The 24,524-nt window shown below is 39.7% G+C and carries 24 protein-coding genes and 1 pseudogene; 2 read left to right on the top strand and 23 right to left on the bottom strand.

Annotated features, from left to right (window positions below; all coding sequences use genetic code 11):
• Positions 1-175 (top strand): IS3 family transposase (locus HMPREF2697_RS10130; protein WP_142350076.1); only part of this gene is annotated, 175 nt, incomplete at its 5' end.
• An 82-nt stretch (positions 176-257) separates the two neighbouring features.
• On the opposite strand, the gene HMPREF2697_RS04135 is transcribed toward HMPREF2697_RS10130, so the two are convergent.
• The 14 genes from HMPREF2697_RS04135 to HMPREF2697_RS10500 all read right to left on the bottom strand — a co-directional run bounded on the left by HMPREF2697_RS04135 (position 258) and on the right by HMPREF2697_RS10500 (position 13,095).
• On the bottom strand, positions 258-878 hold the full coding sequence (locus tag HMPREF2697_RS04135) for an endonuclease III domain-containing protein (RefSeq protein ID WP_049527197.1): 621 nt from the start codon (positions 876-878) through the stop codon (positions 258-260).
• A complete protein-coding gene (locus tag HMPREF2697_RS04130; RefSeq protein WP_070849734.1) occupies positions 875-2,395 on the bottom strand; it encodes an ABC transporter permease/substrate-binding protein in 1,521 nt (506 codons plus the stop codon). Before HMPREF2697_RS04130 ends, HMPREF2697_RS04135 begins: the two co-directional genes overlap by 4 nt.
• Complete coding sequence (locus HMPREF2697_RS04125) at positions 2,388-3,116, bottom strand: ABC transporter ATP-binding protein (protein ID WP_070849732.1); 729 nt, start codon at positions 3,114-3,116, stop codon at positions 2,388-2,390. The genes HMPREF2697_RS04130 and HMPREF2697_RS04125 overlap by 8 nt, the downstream gene beginning before the upstream one ends.
• Positions 3,109-3,963 (bottom strand): SDR family oxidoreductase, encoded by an 855-nt coding sequence (locus tag HMPREF2697_RS04120; protein WP_061652352.1) that lies wholly within the window; start codon positions 3,961-3,963, stop codon positions 3,109-3,111. The genes HMPREF2697_RS04125 and HMPREF2697_RS04120 overlap by 8 nt, the downstream gene beginning before the upstream one ends.
• A gap of 18 nt (positions 3,964-3,981) precedes the next feature.
• Positions 3,982-4,431: a MarR family winged helix-turn-helix transcriptional regulator gene (locus HMPREF2697_RS04115; RefSeq protein WP_061652353.1), complete on the bottom strand. Its 450-nt coding sequence runs from the start codon at positions 4,429-4,431 to the stop codon at positions 3,982-3,984.
• An 86-nt stretch (positions 4,432-4,517) separates the two neighbouring features.
• On the bottom strand, positions 4,518-4,841 hold the full coding sequence (locus HMPREF2697_RS10670; RefSeq protein ID WP_050806086.1) for a macro domain-containing protein: 324 nt from the start codon (positions 4,839-4,841) through the stop codon (positions 4,518-4,520).
• Between the two features lie 162 nt (positions 4,842-5,003).
• Entirely contained in the window at positions 5,004-5,870 is an 867-nt protein-coding gene (locus tag HMPREF2697_RS04105; RefSeq protein ID WP_070849730.1) for an SIR2 family NAD-dependent protein deacylase, read from the bottom strand.
• Positions 5,871-5,874: 4 nt separating this feature from the next.
• The gene (locus HMPREF2697_RS04100; RefSeq protein WP_004182458.1) at positions 5,875-6,306 is read right to left on the bottom strand and encodes a pyridoxamine 5'-phosphate oxidase family protein; all 432 of its coding nucleotides are present in this window, start codon (positions 6,304-6,306) and stop codon (positions 5,875-5,877) included.
• A 179-nt stretch (positions 6,307-6,485) separates the two neighbouring features.
• Entirely contained in the window at positions 6,486-7,205 is a 720-nt protein-coding gene (gene budA, locus HMPREF2697_RS04095) for an acetolactate decarboxylase (protein WP_002883899.1), read from the bottom strand.
• Positions 7,206-7,220: 15 nt separating this feature from the next.
• Positions 7,221-8,897 (bottom strand): acetolactate synthase AlsS, encoded by a 1,677-nt coding sequence (alsS, locus tag HMPREF2697_RS04090; RefSeq protein WP_004182457.1) that lies wholly within the window; start codon positions 8,895-8,897, stop codon positions 7,221-7,223.
• A 213-nt stretch (positions 8,898-9,110) separates the two neighbouring features.
• Entirely contained in the window at positions 9,111-9,452 is a 342-nt protein-coding gene (locus tag HMPREF2697_RS04085; RefSeq protein WP_004182456.1) for a hypothetical protein, read from the bottom strand.
• A 359-nt stretch (positions 9,453-9,811) separates the two neighbouring features.
• Positions 9,812-10,930, bottom strand: a complete 1,119-nt coding sequence (locus HMPREF2697_RS04080; RefSeq protein ID WP_004182455.1) for a hypothetical protein — start codon at positions 10,928-10,930, stop codon at positions 9,812-9,814.
• A gap of 47 nt (positions 10,931-10,977) precedes the next feature.
• On the bottom strand, positions 10,978-12,810 hold the full coding sequence (gene lepA / locus HMPREF2697_RS04075; RefSeq protein WP_004182454.1) for a translation elongation factor 4: 1,833 nt from the start codon (positions 12,808-12,810) through the stop codon (positions 10,978-10,980).
• Positions 12,811-12,930: 120 nt separating this feature from the next.
• Positions 12,931-13,095: a hypothetical protein gene (locus HMPREF2697_RS10500; protein ID WP_002883920.1), complete on the bottom strand. Its 165-nt coding sequence runs from the start codon at positions 13,093-13,095 to the stop codon at positions 12,931-12,933.
• Between the two features lie 221 nt (positions 13,096-13,316).
• Here HMPREF2697_RS10500 and HMPREF2697_RS04070 point away from each other — a divergent pair.
• Positions 13,317-13,502: pseudogene (locus HMPREF2697_RS04070) on the top strand (ISL3 family transposase); the annotation flags it as partial.
• Positions 13,503-13,575: 73 nt separating this feature from the next.
• Here HMPREF2697_RS04070 and deoD read toward each other — a convergent pair.
• The 9 genes from deoD to HMPREF2697_RS04025 form a co-directional block, all read right to left on the bottom strand.
• A complete protein-coding gene (gene deoD / locus HMPREF2697_RS04065) occupies positions 13,576-14,286 on the bottom strand; it encodes a purine-nucleoside phosphorylase (RefSeq protein ID WP_004182452.1) in 711 nt (236 codons plus the stop codon).
• A 306-nt stretch (positions 14,287-14,592) separates the two neighbouring features.
• Positions 14,593-15,306, bottom strand: coding sequence for a type 1 glutamine amidotransferase (locus HMPREF2697_RS04060; RefSeq protein ID WP_045771611.1), 714 nt, complete (start codon positions 15,304-15,306; stop codon positions 14,593-14,595).
• Positions 15,303-16,550 (bottom strand): chloride channel protein, encoded by a 1,248-nt coding sequence (locus HMPREF2697_RS04055; RefSeq protein ID WP_004182450.1) that lies wholly within the window; start codon positions 16,548-16,550, stop codon positions 15,303-15,305. Before HMPREF2697_RS04055 ends, HMPREF2697_RS04060 begins: the two co-directional genes overlap by 4 nt.
• A 3-nt stretch (positions 16,551-16,553) precedes the next feature.
• Entirely contained in the window at positions 16,554-17,363 is an 810-nt protein-coding gene (locus HMPREF2697_RS04050; protein ID WP_004182449.1) for a purine-nucleoside phosphorylase, read from the bottom strand.
• 18 nt (positions 17,364-17,381) lie between these two features.
• A complete protein-coding gene (locus tag HMPREF2697_RS04045) occupies positions 17,382-17,927 on the bottom strand; it encodes a DUF1697 domain-containing protein (protein WP_004182448.1) in 546 nt (181 codons plus the stop codon).
• A 1-nt stretch (position 17,928) separates the two neighbouring features.
• Positions 17,929-19,140: a phosphopentomutase gene (locus HMPREF2697_RS04040; RefSeq protein ID WP_004182447.1), complete on the bottom strand. Its 1,212-nt coding sequence runs from the start codon at positions 19,138-19,140 to the stop codon at positions 17,929-17,931.
• Between the two features lie 120 nt (positions 19,141-19,260).
• Positions 19,261-19,941 carry a ribose-5-phosphate isomerase RpiA gene (gene rpiA, locus HMPREF2697_RS04035; protein WP_002884973.1) on the bottom strand — a complete coding sequence of 227 codons (681 nt, stop codon included), beginning with the start codon at positions 19,939-19,941 and terminating at the stop codon, positions 19,261-19,263.
• A gap of 159 nt (positions 19,942-20,100) precedes the next feature.
• The gene (locus HMPREF2697_RS04030) at positions 20,101-23,136 is read right to left on the bottom strand and encodes an LPXTG cell wall anchor domain-containing protein (protein ID WP_070849728.1); all 3,036 of its coding nucleotides are present in this window, start codon (positions 23,134-23,136) and stop codon (positions 20,101-20,103) included.
• 1,142 nt (positions 23,137-24,278) lie between these two features.
• Positions 24,279-24,524, bottom strand: a 246-nt coding sequence (locus tag HMPREF2697_RS04025) for a nucleoside-diphosphate kinase (RefSeq protein WP_070849726.1), incomplete at its 5' end; no start/stop codon positions are given.

The following is a 24,524-nucleotide window of genomic DNA, read 5'->3' as shown; positions in this document are numbered from 1 at the left end:
CTTCTTTGGCATTCTGAAGTCTGAGATGTTTTATAGTTATGAGAAGACGTTTAAGTCAATTGAGCATTTGGAACAAGCTATTGTAGACTATATTAATTATTACAACAACAAACGCATTAAGATAAAACTAAAAGGACTTAGTCCTGTGCAATACAGAACTAAATCCTTTGCTTAAATAAATTGTCTAACTTTTGGGATCAGTACAAAATCCGTTGCTTTTGTGGAGTCAGGGAACGACTGTCCCGGGCTCTTTTTTATCATAACCAACTTTCGTCTAACTGGCCTTTACTTTTGCGAAAAGCTTTCCCATGTTCATCAATGACAGCATGAATCTCTTGGCATTGTTTGAGAGTAAGTCCCTCCAAGACGTTACCGTAAACAGCATGCATGTCATTATAAGTATCAAAGTTTCCAAATCCTAAGCGTCGAAAAAGTCTTCTCGCATATTCATCCGAAATAAAAACTGGACGATCAAAAAGATAAAGTAAAAGTGCATCTGCAGTCTCTGGTCCAATCCCTTTTAACTTCAAAAGTTGCTTCCGTAAATCTTCTGTTCCAATCTTGGACAGAACCTCAAAACCACCAACTTCTCTTAACCAGATCAGAAGTCCTCTAATCGTTTGAGACTTTTGCTTAAAAAATCCGGCAGGTCGAATACGTTCCTGTAAATCTTCTAGCGGTAAAGCCAGGATATCCTCTACTGTCATGACATCCATAAGACCAGCTAAAGCCAACTTAGCATTCTTCTCTGTTATTCGCTGGATCAGAATAGTCGATACCAAGTCTTCAATCTTGTTATCCGATTGCCACCAATTTTGTTCTCCATAGTGCTTACAGAGTCGCAGAAGAGTTTCTTGTATTTTTTCTTGCTTGATCATTTCTTCAATAGTCCCTGTTTGACCAAAAACTCACGTGCGACTTTAGCAGCAGGTTTTCCTTCTACTCCCACTTGGTAGTTCATCTGACTCATTTGGCTCTCTGTGATTTTGCCGGCCAACTTGTTCAGAATGCCTTCCAATTCTGGATGTTTCTTAAGAAGAGCTTCTTTCATGAGGGGTGCCCCTTGGTAAGGTGGGAAGAGGTGTTGGTCATCCTCTAGAACAACTAGATCATATTGAGCAATTTCTGGGTCTGTTGAATAGGCATCTGTTATTTGGATATTGCCTTGTTGGATTGCCTCATAGCGAAGTGCCGGCTCCATGGTAGCTACATTAAGATTTAGTCCATAAATTGATTGAAGTCCTTTGTTTCCGTCCTCACGGTCGTTAAATTCCAACGTGAAACCAGCTTTGACCTTGTCCTGAACTTTCTTGAGATCAGAAATCGTCTTCAGATTATACTCTTTCGCAATACTTTTCGGAACAGCAATCGCATAGGTGTTTTGATAAGCCATCGGTTTGAGCAAGGCTAGATTATCTTGTTTCTTTATACCATCACGCGCAACCTCGAAAACTTCTTTGGAGTCGTTGCTGACTTTAGGAGCTGGCTGCAAGAGAGAGCTTGTAATGGTCCCTGTAAATTCTGGATAGATATCAATATCACCCTTTTTAAGCGCTTGATAAAGGAAATCTGTCTTCCCAAAGTTAGGCTTAACCGTCACCGTCATGTCACTATTTTCCTCAATGAGAAGCTTGTACATATTCATGAGAATCTCTGGCTCAGGTCCCAATTTACCAGCTATGACTAGATTTTCTTTCTCTTTCTGAGGCATCATGCTTTGTGCGTAACTTGCTCCCAAACCAAGCACCATAATAGCGAAAGCTGCAAAAATCGTGCGTAACTTGGCTTTTTCCATCCATTTTAGAACAATATTGAATAAAATAGCAAGAACCGCTGAAGAAATGGCCCCAATCAGAATCAAGCTATAATTTCTTCGATCAATACCTAGAAGGATAAAGGAACCAAGTCCTCCAGCCCCAATCAAGGCTGCCAAGGTCGCAGTCCCTATAATCATTACCGCAGAAGTCCTTACCCCTGACATCACCACAGGCATAGCCAGTGGAATCTCGAACTTCTTAAGGCGCTCCCACTTGGTCATCCCAAAGGCAATCCCAGCTTCTTCCAAACTAGGGTCAATCCCACGCAATCCTGTAATAGTATTTTGCAAAATTGGGAATATCGCATAAATAACTAGAGCTGTTAAAGCAGGAAGCGTTCCAATTCCCATAATAGGGATAAAGAGTCCCAGAAGGGCCATGGAAGGGATGGTTTGAAAGACACCAGCGAGTTGCAAGACCCAGTTACTCGCACGTTCGCGCGTGCTAAGATAAATGGCCAAAGGAATTGAGAGAAAAATTGCAATAATCAAGGTCAAAAGAGACAATTGTAAGTGCTGTCCGAGGGCCGTTAACCAATCTCCAAAACGTTCTTGAAATGTTGAAATCAAATTAGACATGAAGGCTACCTCCAAACAAGTTTGCTACAAATTCTGTCGCAGGCGCTTGTAAAATTGTTTCAGGTTCTGCGACCTGACGAATTTCTCCATCCTGCAAAACTGCAATTCGATCCCCTAATTTTAAGGCCTCATCCGTATCATGTGTTACGAAGATGGTCGTCATGCCGAATTCTTTATGTAAGGCCTTGGTCAATTCTTGCAACTGCTTACGAGAGATGGCATCCAAAGCTGAAAAAGGTTCGTCCATCAATAGAATCTTTGGTTCCCCAATGATAGCTCGCACAATGCCAATCCGCTGTTGCTCTCCACCCGATAATTCACTAGGCATGCGATTTGCATACTCTGCAGCAGGTAGGCCAACCTTATCCAAGAGTTCTTCTGTTTTAGAAGCAATTTGCTCCTTGCTCCAGCCCTTCATCTCAGGAATGAGAGCAATATTTTCCGCAACGGTCAAGTTAGGAAATAGGGCAATGGCTTGAAGGACATAGCCGGTGCTGAGACGTAACTCCCGTTCATCATAGTCCTTAATGCGTTTTCCATCCATATAGATATTGCCATCTGTCGGCTCCAAAAGACGGTTAATCATCTTTATCATGGTGGTCTTACCAGATCCTGAAGGTCCCACAAGAACCATAAATTCTCCATTTTCAATACGGAGATTGACATCTTTTAAAATGTCCTTTTCCGTGTAGCGCAAAGCTACATGTTTGTATTCAATCATATTTTTCCTCAATAAGTTTTCTGTCTCTAAGAATATCCAATAAGCTACTTGCTGGATGCCCTAAGACTTTTTCGACATCTGTAAAAACCCCAGCTTGTTCCCCAACTTTGATAGCTGTATAGGTACTGACCCAAGCATCGTACTCCCAAGTTTGTGCTGGCCATTTTTTCCGTGACTCATAGGCCTCTTCTACCGATTCGTCTACATACGTGATGGCATTACCGGTCTCTTTTGAGAGAAGCTCTACGATTTCTTCCATAGAAAGATCCTCTGGTCCTGTTAGATTCAAGGTTTGATTTTCCCATTCCTTAGGGTTTAAGAGAATCTCTGCTGCGACCCTAGAAGTGTCCTTACGGGCAACAGCTGACACACGGCCCCTGCCAGCCGGACCACGAATTTCTCCATTTTCAAGAGCAATATCAATAAAGAAGTCCAAGTAAAAATTATCTCTCAAAAATGTATAGGTGAATCCTAACTTCTTGATATAGGCTTCCGTCTGGGCATGATCTCGAGACAAGGTAAAGGTTGCTTTTTCATCTGCTCCGTAAAAGGAGGTATAGACGATATGCTGCACTCCAGCAAGCTTTGCGGCATCTAAAAAACTCTTGTGTTCCTCAACACGCTCTGGATTTTCCCGAGCAGAGACCATCAATAAGACATCGATTCCCTTTAAGGCCTCAACCACCTCTGGAGTATTGGCATACACCATCTTACGAATTTCCGCTGACGCGTAGACTTTTGCACGCTCTGGGCTTCTTGCCAGATGGATAGAAGAAATTCCTTGCTGATCGACAAGATCAGCCACATAAGAGCCTAATTTCCCTGTTACACCTGTTATTCCAATCATAACTGTTACTTCCTTTCCCTACATATCATTTTCTTTAGCTTTTAAATTTGTGATAATACGCTCTTGATAGGCTTCAAATTCTCGGATTTCTTGATCAGAAAAGCCTTGGTAGAAAATCTCTCCCAGTTCTTTGCTAACACGGTCTCCAATTTCTTTTTGCGCCCAACCAAGTTCGGTCAAAACAACAAACTTCTTGCGCTTGTCCTGGTCACTCTGTTCAATCGTAACCAAGCCCTGGTCAACTAATTTCTTGATCATGCTGGTCAAGGTATTGTTGGCTAGCCCTGAAGCAAGGGCGATATCTGTCGCAGTTGCTCGACCATCTTCTTTTTGCCAAAGCACTGTTAAAATTTTTCCTTGTTCACTTCTATATTGAGCTTCTGGTTCTTTGCTCAAGATTTTTTGAAAAATCCGCCCATTCAACAAACGAATTTGTAGAGCTTGGTAGCCCCCTAACATCTTGTCCATTATGTCTCCTTTTTGTTCGATATCGAAATATTAAAGTTATTGTATCACTGTCTGTTACATCCATCAACTACTTCTATATAGAAACATTATTTTTTTAATAATGCTTGATAAATCGTATAATCAATATCTTTAAAAACATTGAATATAACTACCATATCAGGGTGTTCTTTCTGGAACTGTAGAACCGTCTCTATCGCAATCTTAGTTGCCTCTTCATTTGGAAAACGAAATTCTCCTGTTGAGATACAACAAAAGGCCAAGCTTCTCAGACCTTTTTCATAAGCTAAGTTCAAACACTCTTCGTACGAAGAGGCCAACTGTTGTCTTTCCAAATCTGTCACTTCGTCATAGATAATAGGCCCAACTGTGTGAAGGACATAGCGGGAAGGTAGGTTATAGGCCTTGGTCATCTTTGCCTGACCCGTAGTTTCATCCTCTCCTTGCTCCTGCAGGAGCAAGGAGAGGATAAACGTAGTTCAACCCCCGCAGCTGTGTGAATGGCATTGTCAATACAAGAATGATTAGGTACAAAACAGCCTAAAAGCTTACTGTTGGCCGCATTGACAATGGCATCAACCGCCAGACGAGTGATATCGCCTTGCCACAGGTAGAGATTGGGCCGAATCGGAGTCAAGTCTTTTAAGTCTACAACTCCTTTTTCTAATAGTTTTTCTTGTAAATAACGGTCTTGTTGGTAGAGAAAGTCGGCTGTCACCGGTGCTGGATAGCGGACATGCTGTCATTTTCTCAAAAGGATAGCGAATGATGGTCCGCGTATTGTATCCGACACCCAATTCTAAGAAGACAACCTTTTGATCTTCCATCCCTTCTAAAAATCCTAGATAAGCTTCATAAGAAGCCTCCCAAGTCTCATTTTGGACAAAAGCCTGGTCTACACGTAAATGCATGGTCATTGGCGCTCCACAATGAGGACAATACGGTATCAAGTCGGTTGGAATTTTCAAGTCCTTGATTTCATTTAGCATCTCCATGACAGCTCCTCTATTATCAAAGACTTTCTGACGACAAGGAACGGAGCACTGCCACTCTCCGTAGTTGCCCTGCACTTCAAAGAAACGTTCCGGAGCAAATCCTGTCTTCATAAACTGCCCATCTACATTGGTCGTAATCACAAAATAATCCTTGTCCTTAACCAAGTCGAAAAGATCTCTATAAAGCGAAAATCCCTCCGGTTGGTAACGATTATGATATATATGCTTAGCCCAATAACCCCAGCGCTCCTCAGCGGTCTCAAAAGGATAAAATGCTGCAGAATACATATCCTGCATGCCATAACGAGCAATATAATCTTTAAAGAAAACCTCAAAACGTGAGCCTGAGTAGGTTAAGCCAGCCGCTGCAGATAAGCCAGCTCCCGCTCCGATCACAATTTTATCTGCTTCTTCAATGATTCTCTTTGCATCTTGAATCTTTGTCATCTTATCATCCCTCAATTTCAAATCTTGCTTGATAGGGAGGCAATTGCGTCAAATCATAAAAATTGCCTACTGAATTTTTAAAACGAAAGACTTGTAGGTGACTACGTCCCTCCTCCGTCGGATAGATCTCATACATGTATGGATTGGCTTTTAACAACTCTTCTAAATGCTCTTTTCCAATCCATTCCACCTGACCGGTTAGGGAAATAGATTTACGATCCATAGTTCCGGCACCTTGAGTCATCCCTGTCACTGCTACACGTCCATCTTCCTTAAGCCGTTTGTAGAGGGGTTTAAAATCGGCAGTCAAAAAATAAACTGTTTTCCCGTCCTCCCACATCATGTCCATAACAGCTGTATGCGGATGTCCCGTTTCATCAACCGTTGCCACTACAACTGAATGAATCTCTTCGACTAGCACTTTCAAATAATCCATTATAAAACACCATGTCTTTCTTTGAATTTTAGTTCCATATCGAACTTTATATCACGAATTGTAACATCTATAATTACATCTGTCAACTATTTCGATATAGAAATAACTTCAAAAAACAAAAAAACTTCCCTAATCATCTAGGAAAGTTCTTTCTATGATTTATGATGTCTTAAAAAATTTTATTCAGCCTTAGTAATATCTTCACGCATCTCATCGACATTGAATTTAGCAAAAAGATACTGACGGTCTTGCACTGGGAAACGTTGGTCGAGTTGGTCAACTGGACCAACTTCGATAATACCATTTTCAATAACAAAGTCCATAACGTGACCACCAAATGTCAAGTCGTCTGAAATAAAATGGAGGTGATAACCAGCAACACTCACACCGTGGAACATTTCTGGTGTCCAAATACCAACGATAGTACCTGAAATATTATCAACCTCGTACTCAGGTTGGCGAGTGGCAACATCCGCAAACTTAATATCGGCATTTGATTTTGGAATCATGCGCACGTGCATATGTTTAAAATGACCTTTGATTTTGATAGAACGGAAAAGATTGACCCCATCATAATAAGATTCAATACGATCCTCAAGTTCTTTATCAGTCATTTCATAACGTTGACGGAAGATAACTTCAGCTTGGTGAGGTACGACTGCTGCATAAGGTACTTTTTCATCAGGAGAAACTTCTACCACTTCGACCTTACCCTCAGACCCTTTGGCTTGATAGGCTTTACCGTCAAGAACAATCAACTCACCATCGATAGAATCTAATGTTCCGAGACCTAAGTCTCCATGCTCCAACAATTCTCCAACTGTTAAAGTACCTCCATAAAGCCCAGCCATCAGGGCTCCCAAAGTATTATATTGAAATAATTTTATGGCTTCAGACATGTCTACACCCTCTTTTTAGTAAAATTCATCTGGCAAAATAGTTTCGCCGAGTTTAATATTATCTTTATAGTCGATTGGAACATCAATAAGGACTGGTCCATCTACAGCTTGAGCCAAAGCTTCTTGAAGCAAGCTAGCAAACTCTTCTTTACTTGTTGCACGATAACCTTTCGCTCCAAAGCTCTCAGCATATTTTACAAAATCTACAGGACCAAAGTCAACCCCAGATGAACGACCGTACTTCATTTCTTCCTGGAATTCCACCATATTGTAATGGCCATCGTTCCAGATAATATGAACAATTGGCAATTTCAAACGAACTGCCGTTTCCAATTCTTGTGCTGAGAAAAGGAAACCACCATCTCCAGAAACAGAAATGACTTTTGTCTTAGGACGAACCAAAGCTGCAGAGATGGCCCACGGAAGAGCAACCCCTAAAGTTTGCATCCCATTAGAGAAAAGCAAATGACGTGGTTCATAAGATTTGAAATAGCGAGCCATCCAAATATAGTGACTACCAACGTCAACAGTGACTGTCATATCATCTTTGGTTTGGTCTTGCAAAACTTCAATCAAATCTAGCGGATGTACCTTTCCTTCTTCAGGTCGGCGATCAAACTTAACATCCTCAACAACGTTATTCTTCAACCCTTTAAGGTATTCAACTGATCCTTCAGGTAATTTATAACCTTGAATAGCTGGCAAGAGCAAATCTAAAGTTGCTTCAACATTACCAATCAACTCACGTTCTGGCTGGAAGTAAGTATCCACCTCAGCAGGTTCCACATCGATTACAATGATACGTGCCGAAATTTCAGCATTCCAGTTACGTGCTTCATACTCGATTGGGTCATACCCAATGGCAATAATCAAGTCAGACTTCTTAAGCAACATGTCCCCCGGTTGGTTACGGAAAAGACCTACACGACCAAAGAAAGTATCTTCTTCAAGGTCACGTGACACGATACCAGCACCTTGGAAAGTTTCAACAACTGGTAATTTGACATGCTTCAAAATCTGGCGAATAGAGTAAGTTACGGCTTCTGATGAGGCACCATTCCCCAAAAGAAAGACTGGCAACACTGCATTTTTAATCGCTTGTGCGAGATAGTTAATATCAGAAACAGATGCTGAACCAAGTTTTGGATCTGTCATAGGCTTAATAGCCTTAACACTGACCGGAGCATCGGTCACGTCTTGAGGAATTGAAATAAAGCTTGCACCTGGTTTCCCTGACTTAGCGTGACGATAGGCATTTGCTACCGTTTCAGAAAGGGTGTTAGCATCATGTACTTCAGCAGCATACTTGGTAATTGGCTCAAGCATAGCAACGTTATTCATTGATTGGTGGGCACGTTTCAAGAGATCTGCACGCTTAACCTGACCACCAATAGCAAGAACAGGATCACCTTCATCCGTCGCTGTTACCAAACCAGTAGCCAAATTAGAGACACCTGGCCCAGATGTTACCAATACTACACCAGGTTTCCCTGTAATACGTCCAACACCTTGAGCCATAAAAGCAGCATTTTGCTCATGACGGGCAACTATCAATTCAGGTCCCTTATCTTCCAAGGTATCAAAAACTCTATCGATTTTTGCACCTGGAATCCCAAAGACATAATCAACATCATGGTTGATCAAACTATCAACCACTAAATCCGCACCATACAATTGCTTTTCTTCTGACATGAACACAGTCCTTCTGGCCCTAAAATGGTAGAGCCAACTTTCCTTTCAAGTATAAGTCACAAAGTGTCAAAGTCTGCTCGTTTTTTCACAAACTTTCATCACTTCACAATTCTGTTATCATTATAGCACAGTTTTCAGACAATCTTGTGAAAAAAAGATTGTGAAATTTTGAACTTCTAGCACAAAAAGAAACACCTGATTGCTATCAGATGTTTATGTATTTTTTACCTTAGCAAACTCTCGATTGAGATAATTTTGCAGGCCTTCAAAAATCTCTAGTAACTGGAGGTAATTAGACAAACTTGAGCGACCCGGGATATCAACGACATCCAAAGAAATGCGGTCCAAGTCCTTTTCGTAAAGAATACGGAAGGACACCACTGCTTGATCAGAAAAATAATTTTCCTCTGCCATAATGTAACACTCATAGATGATGCCAACAGGATTCGCAACCTTCAACTCAATACGAACTGCGCCTAATCCCAAGGCCTCCACTTGCTGAAAACGCTCCAGAATAGCCTGTCGCTGACTAGGAATAAAACTTGTGATATCCATATTGGCCCTCCCAACATTCCTTTTTGTCTATTATAGCCTAAAGCCGAGAAAAAAGCTTGTGTAGGGTTTGTAGAAGCCACATAGACATTCAAGAATACTTAGTCGCCCCCTTTGTAGTCTCTAAAGTCTGACTTAATAGTGGAATCATAATCATGTTTATCCACCCAATCCTTTATATCAGCAAAAGAATGGATATCTTTCTTAAAACCAGCACTATCCTCTACAGAAACTACAATCGTATCTTCTCCATTTGTCCCTAACCAATGTAAGATATCATTTGTTTGCTCTTCAGGAGAAAAATAGATTTGTGATTGTCTTTAGTACTCTCGATCTCTATAAGACTCATATTGAGCTAATTGCTATTTATAGGCATTATAGTCCTTGTCATAATCCTTTTGAACTTTTTGACGTGCTTTTTCGTAAGCTCGATAGTCTTTCTGATAGTCTTGTTGAGCCTTTTTGTTAAGAATCTCACTGAAACTCAAGGTTTTAACAGGAAAAATATTATCAGGAAAAACATTTAATTCTGAAACTTTCTTTGGTTCACTTGGTTTATCAGGTCCTTTCCTTTTCACTGGCTCAGTTGGACCAGCTGGGAAATCTCCTTCCTTGCCTTGACGGGTCAATACTTTAAATTTCTTTATTGTATTACTATTTGTATGTGTCTGATTTACAGCTTCTTCGTAAATATGCTTGACTCCAGGATTGTCATTAAATAGATTAATCTGATTCTCCTCTTTGGAAGTGTCTACATTATCAATTTCTATGATAAGGTTTAGCTGAGCAGATAAATAGCTGTCCTTTGGGGCTGGTGACTTCCTTAAAAGCTCATCTAAGTTTCCTTCTCTCTTTAAATAACCCCACATGGTGCTATCATTCATCTGATTATGAGCAGAACTCCTATCACCGAAATATAGCAGTTCATCTTTACTGTAAGAATAATCTGGTAGGTCTCTGGTCAAAAATTGATTGGTATCTAGATTATAAGCAAATTGCTTATCGCTTTGAGAAGGAGTCAAGAAAACATAATCATAACCATCGATCTCTCTTAAAGACACACCAAACTCCTTAATATCTTTAAAATTTTTGATTTTCTTCAAATATGGGGTCAAATTAATAATTTTCTTTTCAAAATTTTTGTTAATATCATAAACTACGAAATGAGCTTGATGCAGACTACTCATGGTATCGTAATAGCGAACAAAATGATTTCTACCAATCATTTCTGTAGCTACATTATCTTCAGAATTATAGTAAGTGGGTTCTTCATGACTAATGGCAACATATTGTTGACGGCTACCAAAAATCTCATTGGAAGTTACCTTATCTGCTTTTAGGGCCGTCTGTAACTCTTCTACAGCTTTTTCGTGAAATTTATGCTTTGTATAAGCATTTCCTAAAAAGAAAAGTGTGAGTATAGTCGCAGTATAAATCCCTCCACGCTTTGAGAAGGGAAATTTTAGAATCTTCTTTATCATAACTTTTTTACAAAAATAGCCAGAACATCACATTCTGACTATTACTCTTATTTCTCTTCTTCGTCCATTGAAAGCACAGACAAGAAGGCTTCTTGGGGTACTTCCACCGAACCGATGGCTTTCATACGTTTCTTACCGGCTTTTTGTTTTTCGAGGAGTTTACGTTTACGTGAAACGTCACCACCGTAACACTTAGCCAAGACGTTTTTACGAAGGGCTTTAATATCTGTACGGGCAACGATTTTTTGACCGATAGCCGCTTGGATAGGCACTTCGAATTGTTGACGTGGAATGATTTTCTTAAGCTTATCAACGATAAGTTTTCCACGCTCGTAGGCAAATTCCTTGTGAACGATGAAGCTAAGGGCATCGACCTTGTCACCATTAAGGAGAATATCCATTTTCACCAATTGTGAACGGCGGTATTCTGACAATTCATAGTCAAAGCTTGCATAACCACGTGTAGATGATTTCAATTTATCAAAGAAATCAAAGACGATTTCGGCAAGTGGAATCTGATAGATAACATTCACACGATTATCATCAATGTATTCCATGGTTTCAAAATCACCACGTTTACGTTGTGCCAACTCCATAACCGCACCAACATATTCTTGAGGAACCATGATTTGAGCTTTAACATAAGGTTCTTCAATAGCATCAATACGTGTAGGATCTGGGAACTCTGAAGGGTTAGACACTTCAAGCATCTCACCGTCAGTAGTATTAACATGGTAAACTACCGATGGCGCTGTCATGATGAGGTCGATGTTAAACTCACGTTCCAAACGTTCTTGGATAACATCCATGTGAAGAAGACCCAAGAAACCACAACGGAAACCAAAACCAAGGGCTTGAGACGTTTCAGGCTCAAATTGAAGACTGGCATCGTTCAACTGGAGCTTTTCAAGGGCTTCACGCAAGTCGTTATATTTATTTGACTCAATTGGGTAAAGACCTGCAAACACCATTGGGTTCATTTGCTTATAGCCATGGAGTGGCTCAGCAGCTGGATTATCCGCAAGGGTTACGGTATCACCGACACGGGTATCCGCAACGGTCTTAATTGAGGCTGCGATATAACCAACATCTCCTGTCGCAAGGTAATCACGACCAACAGCTTTAGGTGTGAAAATACCAACCTCAGTAACATCAAAGGTCTTGCCATTAGACATCATTTGAATCTTATCGCCTGGTTTAACCATTCCGTTAACCACACGCACTTGGAGGATAACCCCACGGTAAGCATCGTAAACAGAGTCAAAGATAAGGGCTTGGAGAGGGGCTTCAACATCACCTTGAGGTGCAGGCACTTTCTCAACGATTTGTTCGAGAATCTCTTCGATACCAATACCGGCCTTAGCTGATGCAAGCACAGCTTCAGAAGCATCTAGTCCGATGACATCTTCAACCTCTGTACGCACACGTTCAGGATCTGCAGCTGGAAGGTCAATTTTATTGATAACTGGTAAGATTTCCAAGTCATTATCAAGGGCCAAGTAAACATTGGCAAGAGTTTGAGCTTCAATCCCTTGAGCTGCATCCACCACCAAGATGGCACCCTCACAGGCAGCAAGAGAACGTGACACCTCATAAGTAAAGTCCACGTGTCCTGGTGTGTCGATAAGGTGGAAAATGTATGTTTCACCATCTTTAGCTGTATAGTTAAGCTCAATGGCATTTAGTTTAATAGTGATTCCACGTTCACGTTCGAGGTCCATGCTATCAAGGAGTTGCGCCTGCATCTCACGACTTGACACTGTCTCAGTCTTTTCCAAGATACGGTCGGCAAGGGTTGATTTACCGTGGTCAATATGGGCAATAATAGAGAAGTTACGAATCTTCTCCTGTCGTTGTTTTAATTCTTCAATATTTGGCATTTTTATCTTCCTAGTTCTTACTTGTGATTATAAAAAAACTAATCGTTATCTTCTATTATACAAAAAAGACAGGCTTTTGCCTATCTCTAATATCTGCTTTCTGACTGCATTTAGCCCTTCTTATTTCTTAAAAGTATCGTTGTAGTGCTTATTAATAATTGCTGAGCGCTTGTTTTCTGTTGAACTACTTGAAAATGGCCCCAACCCACAGGCTAGTACAACAACTCCTAATAGAATAAGGCAATAAAATGGATGCTCAACAATATAATGTAAAATGTCTGACATGGGAAAGCTCCTCTTAAATCATAATTAATTACGATTATATTATCAGAAATATTATGTTTCATCAAGCAAAAAAAGAGAGCTTTTCGCTCTCCCTTTTATTAAGCCTCTATAATTTCTGTAGTGGGTAAAACCACTGTAAAGATTATAAAGCTTTTTGAATGCAGACAAAAATCCCATAAGAGCTATAATGAAAAGCAACCAAACCATCATTAGGAAAACTTATGAGACTTATTAAGAACGCCACAAAATTAATCGGAACTAAAGACCCAAATATCATTATTTCACTCGTTTTTGAAACTGATACTCACATCAAGATTCATGCAAAACTCGATTATCCTGCACCATTATGCCCTTACCGCCAAGGAAGGATGATTAAATACGGATTTCAAAGAGCTTCTAAAATTCCTCATAGCTACTGGTCTTGTCTTAAAACCTAGACGGACTTGGCAAATGGTAAAAAAGGCTTTTGTCACTAATTCACTAGTCTGCAATTAGTGTTTCAAGACCAACTTTCATCATGTCAGTGAAAGTGTTTTGACGTTCCTCAGCTGTAGTGTCTTCATCTGGATTGACCAAACTATCAGAAATAGTCATGATGGCAAGAGCATCTACTTGGTGTTGAGCTGCAAGGTAATAAAGTGCTGCTGCTTCCATTTCAACAGCCTTCACTCCCCATTTACCAAGCTCAATGTTTTTTTCGAAATAATTTGAATAGAAAACATCAGATGACAAGACATTACCAACATGTGTTGTCATACCAAGGTCTTTGGCAATGTGGTAAGCCTTATCCAAGAGATCGAAACTTGCAATTTGTGGGAAATCGTATTGTGGCCAATCGTTACGGATAATGTTAGAGTTTGTCGCCGCGGCCTGTGCAAGAACTAACTCACGAACGTGAACATCCTCATTCAATGAACCAGCAGTACCCACACGAATCAATTTTTTAACACCATAGTCAACGACAAGCTCACGCGCATAAATAGAGATAGATGGCATCCCCATTCCTGTTCCCATTACTGAGACACGTTCACCTTTGTATGTTCCTGTGTAACCAAACATGTTACGAACCTCATTGAAACATACAGCATCTTCAAGGAAATTCTCAGCAATGAATTTCGCACGCAATGGATCCCCTGGAAGAAGAATTTTATCAGCAATCTCTCCTTGCTTAGCAGCAATATGAATAGACATAATATAAGATACCAAGGGCGTTAAAAAGGCAAAGTAAAAATAGGAAATCCGACAAAGATGCTTCGCATCTAGGAGGATTTATCTTTTTTACACAGCCTCTAGCCCGGGTTCAGTTTCAAACCCGAACTACCCTTCCTTTCTATTTTTTGATGGTAAAGAAGCAGACAGAAAACAAATGAAGATTATCTATTTTCCTAGCTTTCCGCTCGTGTTCAAATCAGAACACATGCTCTACCTTTCTTAATTTTTATTTTTAAATATTTTTCTACTATTATATAGTGGATAAATAACAACTTTAAAAGTGGATTAAGCTTGAGTCAATGAATCAAGGAAATCGTATAACTTTTTGTTCATTTCAGAATAATCGTTGGCACGCAATTGTTCAGGTGTTTGAACAAAAGGTAACTCTTTATTTTGCTTACGTAAATACTCTTCACCATCAGCAGCTATAAGTAAATCAATAGCTTTAGGATCAAACTCTAAGTGTGCCTGAAAGGCATAATGTTTAGGACTGAAGCGAACAATTTGGCGCGGACAACCTTGACTAGTAGCAAGAACAACTGCATTATAAGTCAATCCAGGCATATCACCATGCCAGTGGCCAGTGTTTAGGGTTTTGCCAAAACCTTTGACATGCTCATCCGCTAAACCTGCCTCAGTTAATGTTACAGGGAAAACACCAATCTCACGTTCTGGACTATGCTCGTAATTACCACCATAGGCAACAGATAAAAGTTGAGCACCTAGGCAAACCCCTACAATATAGATATCAGCAGCAATTGCCTTTTGCATAAATGCAATCTCAGCCTCTGGGTCATAATAAGGGAAGGCCTGACGATCCTCATCAGGTGACTGAGGGCCACCCATAACAATTAGAAAATCAATACCTTCAACGGTTTCAGGAAGAAGCTCTTCCTCATATACCTTGGTTGATGTGATATTATGCCCACGGTCTTGTGCCCATTTTAAATAGGCTCCTGGGACTTCAAACGTTTCGTGTAAGATAAAATGAATATTCATTGTTTTTTCTTCCATCTATTTTTTAATATCCTCGATAGTAGACTCGCTAAGATTAGTGGTACTGCTACCAGCCCTCCTTGACCAGTAAAACCTAGAACTAAGGCTATCCCAGTTAGAGGAGCATCTAAAGTTATTCCTAAAAATACGGTTGCACCGAGTAACATTCCTAGAGTAGGATTGAGTGATAAGCCAAAAATCTCAAGACAACTTGTCAATAAGAAACCCAATCCAGCACCTAAAGTAAAGGAAGGGGTTAGGGTTCCTCCATAAGAGCCTGCCCATAAAAGCAAACATACCACAAGTCCTTTGACGACAAGGATAAGAGGTAGGTATGCTGAAACCCCACCTGAAAATAACCATTGTGCTAGCACCTGACCATTTCCCATGATTAAAGGGTATAAAGCTGCAATCCCACCTAGTACTATATAAGATAGTGGCATGGTCCACAGAATGCGTTTATCAGTAATACGACTTTTGCTAGCCTTTTTAGCTAAGAAGCTAAACATCATCGCCAGCGGAGTTATCACTAATACAAGAACAATAACCTGAATCAGACTAGCAGGATCTGAGCTAACTTTACCGACTTGATACATTGCCTCCTTACCAACGATTGGGCGAGCACAATAAGCTGACAAGTAAGTTGTCACAAGAATGATAACAATGTTTTTTGATTTCCAAGCAACACCTAAGGTTTCCAGAACAAACAGTGTACTGGCAAAGGGGACTTGGTAAACCGCAGCTAAGCCAGCGCCTGCCCCGCAAGCAATTAACAATTGTCTATCAACAACATCCAAATGCAAGGCTTTGGAGAGACTACCACCAAATAGAGCGCCTAATTCTCGAGGCGCTCCTTCTTTACCAATTGAGGAACCAGCTCCAACGATTGCAACCTGCATCAAAGCATGTAGACTTTGGCCAAGAAAATTTGGACTCTTCTTACCAACGAGTTGCTTAGCCTTACTAATAGAAAGGAGGGACACTCGTCTCTGAAGGAAATACCAAAATAAACTAGCCAAAACACCTACTACAAGCAATACTGCAAATCGTCGAAAGGGACTTACAGAGTTAAACTGTGACAATAAATTCGATTTATCATTACCAAATACAAGAATTTGTATAAACTCCAAAAGGTAATGACAAAGGATGCCTACCAAACCTGAAGCAATACCGGTTCCAAAAACAGCTAAACTTAACCTAATAAACTTGGGTAATGACGTTATATGTTTTATTCCCCGAGCAATCATATTTTAGAGTTCAGCAAGAATCGCTTTTAGCAATCCTTTGAAATCTCCTTTGACACGCTCAGTCACTTCCACCACTTCTTCGTGGTTCAATTCTTCTTGGAAACCAGCCGCAAAGTTAGTAATACATGAGATACCAAGAACTTTCAAACCAGAGTGAGCTGCAACAATAACCTCAGGAACTGTAGACATCCCAACAGCATCTGCCCCTAGTGTCTTATAAGCACGGATTTCAGCTGGAGTTTCATAAGTTGGACCAGTCACACCGATATAAACACCATCATCCAATTTGATACCAAGTTTATCAGCCACTTTATGAGCGGTTTCACGGTATTCAGGTGTGTAAGCTTTAGACATATCAGGGAAACGTGGACCAAAATCATCCAAGTTTTCACCGATCAATGGGTTTTGACCAGTCATGTTAATGTGGTCAGTGATGGCCATCAAAGTACCAGGGCCAAAGCCGATACCACCTGCTGCATTGGTTACAACAACTCCTTCACATCCAAGAGCTTTCATAACACGTACAGGGAAAGTAACGACTTCGAGCGGATTTCCTTCATAAAAATGGAAACGCCCTTGAAGAGCCAAAACCTTACGTCCAGACAAAGTTCCGTAAACAAGTTTTCCAGCATGACCGACAACCGTTGATTGTCCCCAGTTTGGAATATCCGCATAATCAATAACAACTGCGTCTTCAACTTCTTCAGCCAACTCACCAAGTCCAGAACCCAAGATTAAACCGAACTCAGGTTTTTCAATTCCTTTGCTTTCCAAAAACGCTTGAGTAACTCTAATTTTTTCAAGTAACGACATGTTATTTCTCCCTAAATTTTATTTCATTCTTAAAAAATGACCAATTTTTGAAAAAGTTCTTGCATTTCGAATGGTTATATCAGGATAAAAATGTGTTTTCAATAACTTCTTATGATAAGCTGTTTGGCTATAAGTTGATTTATCATACTTTACCCAGTAGACACCAAGTTGACCAAAATGAAGTATTTCATCTTTCAACTCTAAAGAGTTAATAACCTTCTTCATTTCGTTCTTATCAAGTCTTTCAGTGAATAAGAGGACGTCTTTTCTATAGAAATCATCCTCCCACCACTTAGGTAATGAGGCCACTTCATTTTGATAATCTTCAAGAGTAAAAAGAGAAAATACCTTAATAAATGGATAAGCCTTATTTAGAAATTCCTCTAAAACTAAGAGGAGTTCCTCTTTCATCAAGGTAGAATCAAAGAAAAGATTTCCACTATTTATATAGGAAGAAACATGTGACATACCGAGTTCTTCTAATTCACGACAAAATTCCTCCATGACTACCTTGTGACGACCACCAACGTTTATCCCACGAACCAAAAATGCATAGCGCTTCATTTTAGATAAGTTTATCCAAGAAGCTTTCACCAATCATGGCTTTATCTACACCAAAGTTTTCAGCGACAGTTGCTGAGATGTCAGAGAAATGACCTACTGGAATAAGTCCATTTCCTTTGAATGATGGGCTATAAGCCAAGAAAGGAATATACTCACGAGTATGGTCTGTACCTGCATAAGTTGGATCATTTCCGTGGTCTGCTGTAATCATCAAGAGATCATCTTCACGCATAGCAGCAATGATTTCAGGCAAACGTTGGTCAAATTCGTGCAAGCAATCACGATATCCATGTGGGTCACGACGGTGTCCATAAAGAGCATCGAAGTCTACCAAGTTTGTGAATGAGAAACCATGTTTGAAGTCTTCAGAAGTCATAGCTTTAATCAAATTATCAATACCGTGACTATTTGATTTGTTGTGTCCCATATCATGGTTGATACCAGCTCCGTTGAAAATATCATTGATTTTACCAACGGCATAAGTATCGATACCAGCTTCATTCAATTTATCCAAAACAGTTGGTTCAAATGGTGAGACAGCCAAATCACGACGGTTAGATGTACGAGTGAAGTTTCCAGGCTCACCAACGTAAGGACGCGCAATGATACGCCCTAGAAGAGCTGGACGCTCAAGAGTAATTGAACGCGCATATTCACAAATACGATACAACTCATCCAAAGGGATAACGTCTTCGTGTGCAGCAATTTGAAGAACTGGGTCAGCTGAAGTGTAAATAATCAATTCACCAGTTTCCATTTGACGAGGTCCAAAGTCTTCAATAACAGCTGTACCTGAGTATGGTTTATTAGCTTCACGAATGACTTTACGGCCTGAGAATTCTTCAATTTTAGTGAGAATTTCTTCTGGGAATCCGTTCCAGAAAGTATCAAAAGGTTCAGTAATATTGAGACCCATGATTTCCCAGTGGCCAGTCATCGTATCTTTACCAAGAGACACTTCCTGCAATTTTGTTGCATAACCAGTTGGGTTGCTTTCTGCTGGTACTGTTTTCAAAGGTGTTTCACGAGGAATATTTCCTAGACCAAGCTTAGCCATATTTGGCACATTCAATCCTACAGATTTAGAGATGTGACCAAGGGTATCTGAAGCACCGTCTGGCACACCTGCATTGACAAAGTCATTGGCATCTGGAGCAGCACCAATTCCTACTGAATCAAGAACGACTAAATGCATTCGGTTAAATTTGGACATAATAACACCACAAAGAGCTAAAATCTTTTCGAAATTACCTCTTGCCTTTCTATATTATTTAATAGTTTGAAAATAATTAATTAGTTTTCCTCATTAAAAGTGAGGGGAATAAAAATCGGACTAGGCCTTAACTTCAACGACCTTAACACCGTCTTTTCCTGCAACGATGACTTTGTTAACCATGCCATTGAACAATCCATGATCAACAACCCCTGTCATAGCTTTTAGTTCTTCACCAAGAGCTACTGGATTTTCAATCTTACCTAAATCAAGATCGATGATATAGTTCTTCATGTCTGTAACAAAGCGGTCACCTTGCTCCGTAAGTCGGAATGATGGCTTATAACCCTTCGACTCAAAGACACGATACAGACGATCAGCACCATATTGAACCACTTCAACTGGTAATTTGAAAGCACCTAATTGATCAACCATTTTAGACTCATCAACCACCCAGATATATTCTTTTGTAGGTGTAGCGACAATTTTTTCCATCAAAAGGGCACCACCGCCACCTTTAATCCCGTTGAGTTGAGGGTCTACTTCGTCGGCTCCATCAACAGTAACATCAATACTGTCAATGTCATCCACTGCCTTCAAAGGAATGCCTAAGCCCTCAGCTTGTTTAGTGGTTTGACTTGATGTCGTTACACCAACAACACTAAGACCTTCTTCCTTAATACGACGGCCAATTTCCTCTACGAAGAAGTAAGCTGTTGACCCTGTACCGAGTCCAACAACCATTCCATCTTCAACATATTTGGCAGCGGTTACACCAGCGATTTTCTTAAGTTCTTCCATGCTCGTCTCCTTGCATCTTTCTATAATAGTCGTTCAAGACAATTATAACATGTTTCACCAGTAAATAGAAATGAAATGAGGGAGGAAAACCGAGCAAAAATAAAAACTAGATCCTAAATAGAATCTAGTTTTGATGGGGAACTAATTTAATAGCACCACTTAATCTTCTTTACGACGTTTGAAGAATCCTACAAAGGCTGCAAAAATCATTGAAAGAAGTCCAATAAATCCAGCATTGCTAGTGTGCTCACCAGTTTGTGGCAACTCAGCTTGAGGCACTACAGGAACTTCAGTATCTGGAGTTGGTGTAGTTGGTGGTGTCACTGGAGTTGGAGGAGTAACAGGTGTTGGTGGTGTTTGTGGAGTAGTCGGTGGAGTTGGTGGTACCACGTGAGACTCTCTCTCAACGACATAGTTCTTGTGCCATACAACACTTGGTTTTTCAGGAGTTTTAGGTTCTACTGGTTTAGCAGGAACTTCAACTACTTTTGGTGTTGGTGGCGTTGGTGCCGTTGGACCTGTTGGTGGTGTTGGTTCTTGTGGTTTACCAGGAACTTCAACTACCTCTGGAGTTGGAGGCGTTGGTGCCACTGGCTCTTTTGGAGGTGTTGGTGGTGTTGGTTCTTGTGGATTGATACCAACTGTTTTAACGACTGGTTTAACCGGTGCTGTTGGTGGTGTTGGTGCCTTAGGTTCTTCAGGTTTTTCACCTGGATTCTTAGGTAAACCAAGGTTAGAGTTGATTGCGAACCAATAAACTGTTGGTGCACCATCAGCATTTGCACCTTCAGCAGTAAATACCAAGTGACCATTAGTCATCTTGATACCTGCACCTCCATAGTAGAGGTAAGGTGAATCAGCGTTATCCCAACCTGTCAATTCTGATGTTGTCTCACCATTAAAGACTGCACCATGGTCAATGTATTGGTTATCATTGACAGATGTTACTTCTTTAGTGGCAGCATCATAAGTAACTGATGATTTTGGAATAGCGATGAATTGGTTATCACCAATATTTACATATTCTTGGTGGCGTGTTGATTGGTATTTTTTCTTAGGTGTGAATGTAATCAAACCAGTTTCAGCAGAAACGCTGTATGAACCAATAACATCATCTTTATCACCAAACGTATAATCTTGGTTACCAAGAGCGTGTCCATTACCGCTACCTGAAGCATTAAGAGTTGTTACATCAGATGGAATTTCACGTGAGACAACCCATTCTGAACCATTCCAGTCAGTGATAGGAACCACTACCTTAAGTGGGTTCTCATCTGAAATGTTTACTGTAGCTCCACCAAAATCTGCATAACCAGATTTTGTAACAACTTCACCGTTTTGGATTGCCAAAGTAGAACCATCTGAGTAAGGATTGTAAGTACCGCGAACAGTATTACCATTAACGTCTTTCGCTTCTACTGTAAGTGGACGTGGGCGCTCAGATGTTTCAACATAAGCTGCACCGTTCCAGTGGTTAAGTGAGTTAAGTGCTACGATAGCATTACGCTCACTAAGGTTGAACATTTTACCATCTTTATCGTAAAACTCAACATCTACAGCTACTTTAACCGGTTTATCTTGATCAGTCGATGCTCCAACTGTCATAGTTACTGTTGGATCTTTACTGATTTTCGCGATACCTTTTCCGTCGTTTGATGGAAGGCTAACGATTTCGTAACGGTATACAACACGTTTGATTGCTGACGCTTCATTCTCTACAAGCATGCTTGATTGGTTCAAGCCATCGTAAGTAACAACAAATTTGTCACCTTCTTTAACTTGAATCCACTCATCTTCAGTGTTTGTCCAAGGACTGTTTGAAACAATGTCAGATGCTTGTAACTTGTTAGAGTCATATTGGAAAACATTACTTGTGTTAAGACGCTCTTGTGCTTCTTTTGTCAAGTAGTTGCTTACACCTTCAACTTTATGTGTCGCATCGTTTTCACGTTGGAAGGTCAATTCTTGAACAACTTCAGCATCTTTAAGGTTACGATATACAGGATCATTCATGTATTTATCGTAAGCTGTTTTAGCATCTTGGTATTGTTTAAGTGCTGTTTGGTAGACAGCTAATTTGTTTTGATACTCAAGGTACTCTTGGTCATATTTAGCTTTTTGCTCATTGTAGACAACCAAGGCTGCTTCGTATTTAGCTTTAGCATCTGCATTGTATTTTTCAATAGCTTGTTTTGTTTCAAGATCTGCTTCATAAGCTGTTTTCTTAGCATTATAAAGTTCAAGATTCTTGTCATATGCTGCTTTTTCTACATCATATTTAGCTTTTGCTTCATTATACGCTGCTAGCTCAGTTTGATATTTAGCTTCAGCTTCAGCGTTACGTTTCTCAGTAACAACTTTTTCAGCTACTTTATTATCATAGTTAGCTTTTTCAGCGTTGTATTTGGCTTTATCGCTATTGTACTGAGCAAGAGCTGCTTCATAATCAGCTTTTGCTTGGTTATATGTTGCCAATTCTGCTTGGTATTTAGCTGCAGAAAGCGCATTTTCTTTATCAGCGGCTTCTTTTTCTGCTACCTTAGCATCATAAGTAACTTTCTTAGTCTTGTACTCTGAAAGAGCTGAGTCATAAGCTTGCTTAGCAATTTGGTATTGCTCTGAAGCTTTATCATAAGCTGTTTTTTCAGTATCATATTTAGCCTGAGCTTCAGCATTTGTTTTATCAGCAAGTGCTTTCTCAGCTAATTTGGCATCATAGTTTGCTTTTGCTTTATCATAGTCAGCTTTATCTGACTTGTATTGTTCTTTAGCCGCTTTATAATCAGAAACGACTGTATTGATTTTCTCTGCTTGTGCTTTATTATCTGCAGCAGCTGCTTCAACAGTTTCTTTGGTTTGAGCAGGTTCTTCCTTAACCTCAACCCCTTCGTTAGTTGCAGCTGTTTTTGCAGCTTCTAAGCTTGTATTTGTTACTTCACTCGTTGTAACAGTTGTGTTGCCTTCTTCAGTAACGTTAACAACTTTCTTTTCAATTGAATCTGCTACGGCAGAAGTGCTTTCTTCACCAGCATCTGTTGCTTCAACTGCTGGTGTTACTGAATCTGTAGTTGTTGCTACCTCATCAGCGCTTGCATTTGAAGCTCCTACTGCAAGAACTGCAGTCCCCAAAAGAACAGAAGCCGCACCAAGGCTAGACTTCCTGAGTGAATAACGTTGTAATTCCTTTTTCCCCATTTAAATTACGTCCTTCTATATTTAGTTATGCTCATATTCTAACAAAAGAAAGAACCATGTCAATTTGAGATATCTCATAAAAATACCCATTCCTTTAAACTCTATTAGATTCTTAAATTCAAATACTTTTTAATATCAAAGTATTTGATAGACAAAATCCTATTGTGAATAGTGTTGACATTACAAATAGAAGGTTTAATTTTATAATAGATAGATTGATTCGCTTTAATATTTTTATTGGAAAGATTATGAAAAAAATCAACTATAATTGTACTGACCTCCAAAAGTTAGACAGAAAAATCTAACTCTTGGAGTGTAGTTCAGAGCTTAGACTATTTATAATTATCACTTAAAACTACTCATCCCTACGGGTAACTATACCAGTAGGTTACTCTTACACTTTTAAGCTCCCCCTAACTGATAAAATGCTTAGTTTTGGAGATATTGATTAACATGCACAAGACCCAACCTCATGTATTCTACACTCTTTTTGTTGCAAAATAAATGAAAGAGTTGACTAATAATTGCTCAGTACTTTTCATAAATAATTTGATATCTATATTTAGATGAAAGACTTTCAATTCCATTGTGACATTTTTTGACACATTACTAGAAGTTTTTTGAAATCACTAGCATGACTAGTGATTTTCAAGAAATAAAAAAATCCTAAAACCAAAGATTTTAGAAAGTCATTAGTTTTTATATCTTAGGCTAAAAACTTAGTAATGGAACTTCTTAAAAAAATGCTAACATTTATCACTAACAAATCATCGTTATTATTAGCGTTTTTTCCTACTTAATGTAGAATATCAAACAATATTGAAGTCTTAACAGTAACCGGTACCTTGATATTTACTATAGTACCTGAATCGTTCAAGTCATATACCGAAGTTTGTATTGTACCACAAACCTACGAAGAGCAAATTAAGTACCACCATAAACAGCCAAAAAGTTAAGTTTAACAACGATATCACCTACGAATTTTCGTAATAATATTGAGTAGAATTGTTAGTGTCAAAAAGACAGTTGCTCACGTTTATATAGACACATCAACTGCAACAGCAAAAGTTATCGCTGTTGCTCATTCTACAACTCCTTTTAGTTAAAGTGTTTTAATTAAATAAACCAGCTTTAAATCCATCCTACTCACCAAACCAAATCTTAATTTCTCGAGCCGCAGATTCATCTGAATCAGAGCCATGAACAATATTTGGAATCATGTCACCATCTGGTGCTGTTGCAAAGTCTCCACGAATCGTTCCAGGTGCAGCATCGCCTGGATTAGTTGCTCCCATCATATCACGCCATGACTTGATAACACCTGAACCAGAAATAATACCAATCACTGATGGACCACTCATCATGAATTCTGCAATGCTAGGGAAAAA

The sequence above is a fragment of the Streptococcus sp. HMSC064D12 genome (genome assembly GCF_001837205.1).
In the GTDB taxonomy this organism is placed as follows: domain Bacteria; phylum Bacillota; class Bacilli; order Lactobacillales; family Streptococcaceae; genus Streptococcus; species Streptococcus salivarius_D.
This window is presented reverse-complemented; position numbering and strand designations above follow the sequence as displayed.

What these genes read in the sequence shown, in the direction of transcription:
- HMPREF2697_RS04120 (WP_061652352.1), bottom strand. Translation starts at nt 3,963, where the DNA reads ATGATTGGAATAACAGGTGTAACAGGGAAATTAGGCTCTTATGTGGCT.
- HMPREF2697_RS04045 (WP_004182448.1), bottom strand. Translation starts at nt 17,927, where the DNA reads ATGAAGCGCTATGCATTTTTGGTTCGTGGGATAAACGTTGGTGGTCGT.
- HMPREF2697_RS04085 (WP_004182456.1), bottom strand. Translation starts at nt 9,452, where the DNA reads ATGGATATCACAAGTTTTATTCCTAGTCAGCGACAGGCTATTCTGGAG.
- HMPREF2697_RS04100 (WP_004182458.1), bottom strand. Translation starts at nt 6,306, where the DNA reads ATGGATTATTTGAAAGTGCTAGTCGAAGAGATTCATTCAGTTGTAGTG.
- HMPREF2697_RS04040 (WP_004182447.1), bottom strand. Translation starts at nt 19,140, where the DNA reads ATGTCCAAATTTAACCGAATGCATTTAGTCGTTCTTGATTCAGTAGGA.
- budA (WP_002883899.1), bottom strand. Translation starts at nt 7,205, where the DNA reads ATGTCTGAAGCCATAAAATTATTTCAATATAATACTTTGGGAGCCCTG.
- alsS (WP_004182457.1), bottom strand. Translation starts at nt 8,897, where the DNA reads ATGTCAGAAGAAAAGCAATTGTATGGTGCGGATTTAGTGGTTGATAGT.
- HMPREF2697_RS10670 (WP_050806086.1), bottom strand. Translation starts at nt 4,841, where the DNA reads ATGACCAAGGCCTATAACCTACCTTCCCGCTATGTCCTTCACACAGTT.
- HMPREF2697_RS04115 (WP_061652353.1), bottom strand. Translation starts at nt 4,431, where the DNA reads ATGGACAAGATGTTAGGGGGCTACCAAGCTCTACAAATTCGTTTGTTG.
- HMPREF2697_RS04080 (WP_004182455.1), bottom strand. Translation starts at nt 10,930, where the DNA reads ATGATAAAGAAGATTCTAAAATTTCCCTTCTCAAAGCGTGGAGGGATT.
- HMPREF2697_RS04135 (WP_049527197.1), bottom strand. Translation starts at nt 878, where the DNA reads ATGATCAAGCAAGAAAAAATACAAGAAACTCTTCTGCGACTCTGTAAG.
- HMPREF2697_RS04105 (WP_070849730.1), bottom strand. Translation starts at nt 5,870, where the DNA reads ATGACAAAGATTCAAGATGCAAAGAGAATCATTGAAGAAGCAGATAAA.
- HMPREF2697_RS04050 (WP_004182449.1), bottom strand. Translation starts at nt 17,363, where the DNA reads ATGTCGTTACTTGAAAAAATTAGAGTTACTCAAGCGTTTTTGGAAAGC.
- HMPREF2697_RS04055 (WP_004182450.1), bottom strand. Translation starts at nt 16,550, where the DNA reads ATGATTGCTCGGGGAATAAAACATATAACGTCATTACCCAAGTTTATT.
- rpiA (WP_002884973.1), bottom strand. Translation starts at nt 19,941, where the DNA reads ATGGAAGAACTTAAGAAAATCGCTGGTGTAACCGCTGCCAAATATGTT.
- lepA (WP_004182454.1), bottom strand. Translation starts at nt 12,810, where the DNA reads ATGCCAAATATTGAAGAATTAAAACAACGACAGGAGAAGATTCGTAAC.
- HMPREF2697_RS04060 (WP_045771611.1), bottom strand. Translation starts at nt 15,306, where the DNA reads ATGAATATTCATTTTATCTTACACGAAACGTTTGAAGTCCCAGGAGCC.
- deoD (WP_004182452.1), bottom strand. Translation starts at nt 14,286, where the DNA reads ATGTCTATTCATATTGCTGCTAAGCAAGGAGAGATTGCTGATAAAATT.
- HMPREF2697_RS10500 (WP_002883920.1), bottom strand. Translation starts at nt 13,095, where the DNA reads ATGTCAGACATTTTACATTATATTGTTGAGCATCCATTTTATTGCCTT.
- HMPREF2697_RS04030 (WP_070849728.1), bottom strand. Translation starts at nt 23,136, where the DNA reads ATGGGGAAAAAGGAATTACAACGTTATTCACTCAGGAAGTCTAGCCTT.
- HMPREF2697_RS04130 (WP_070849734.1), bottom strand. Translation starts at nt 2,395, where the DNA reads ATGTCTAATTTGATTTCAACATTTCAAGAACGTTTTGGAGATTGGTTA.
- HMPREF2697_RS04125 (WP_070849732.1), bottom strand. Translation starts at nt 3,116, where the DNA reads ATGATTGAATACAAACATGTAGCTTTGCGCTACACGGAAAAGGACATT.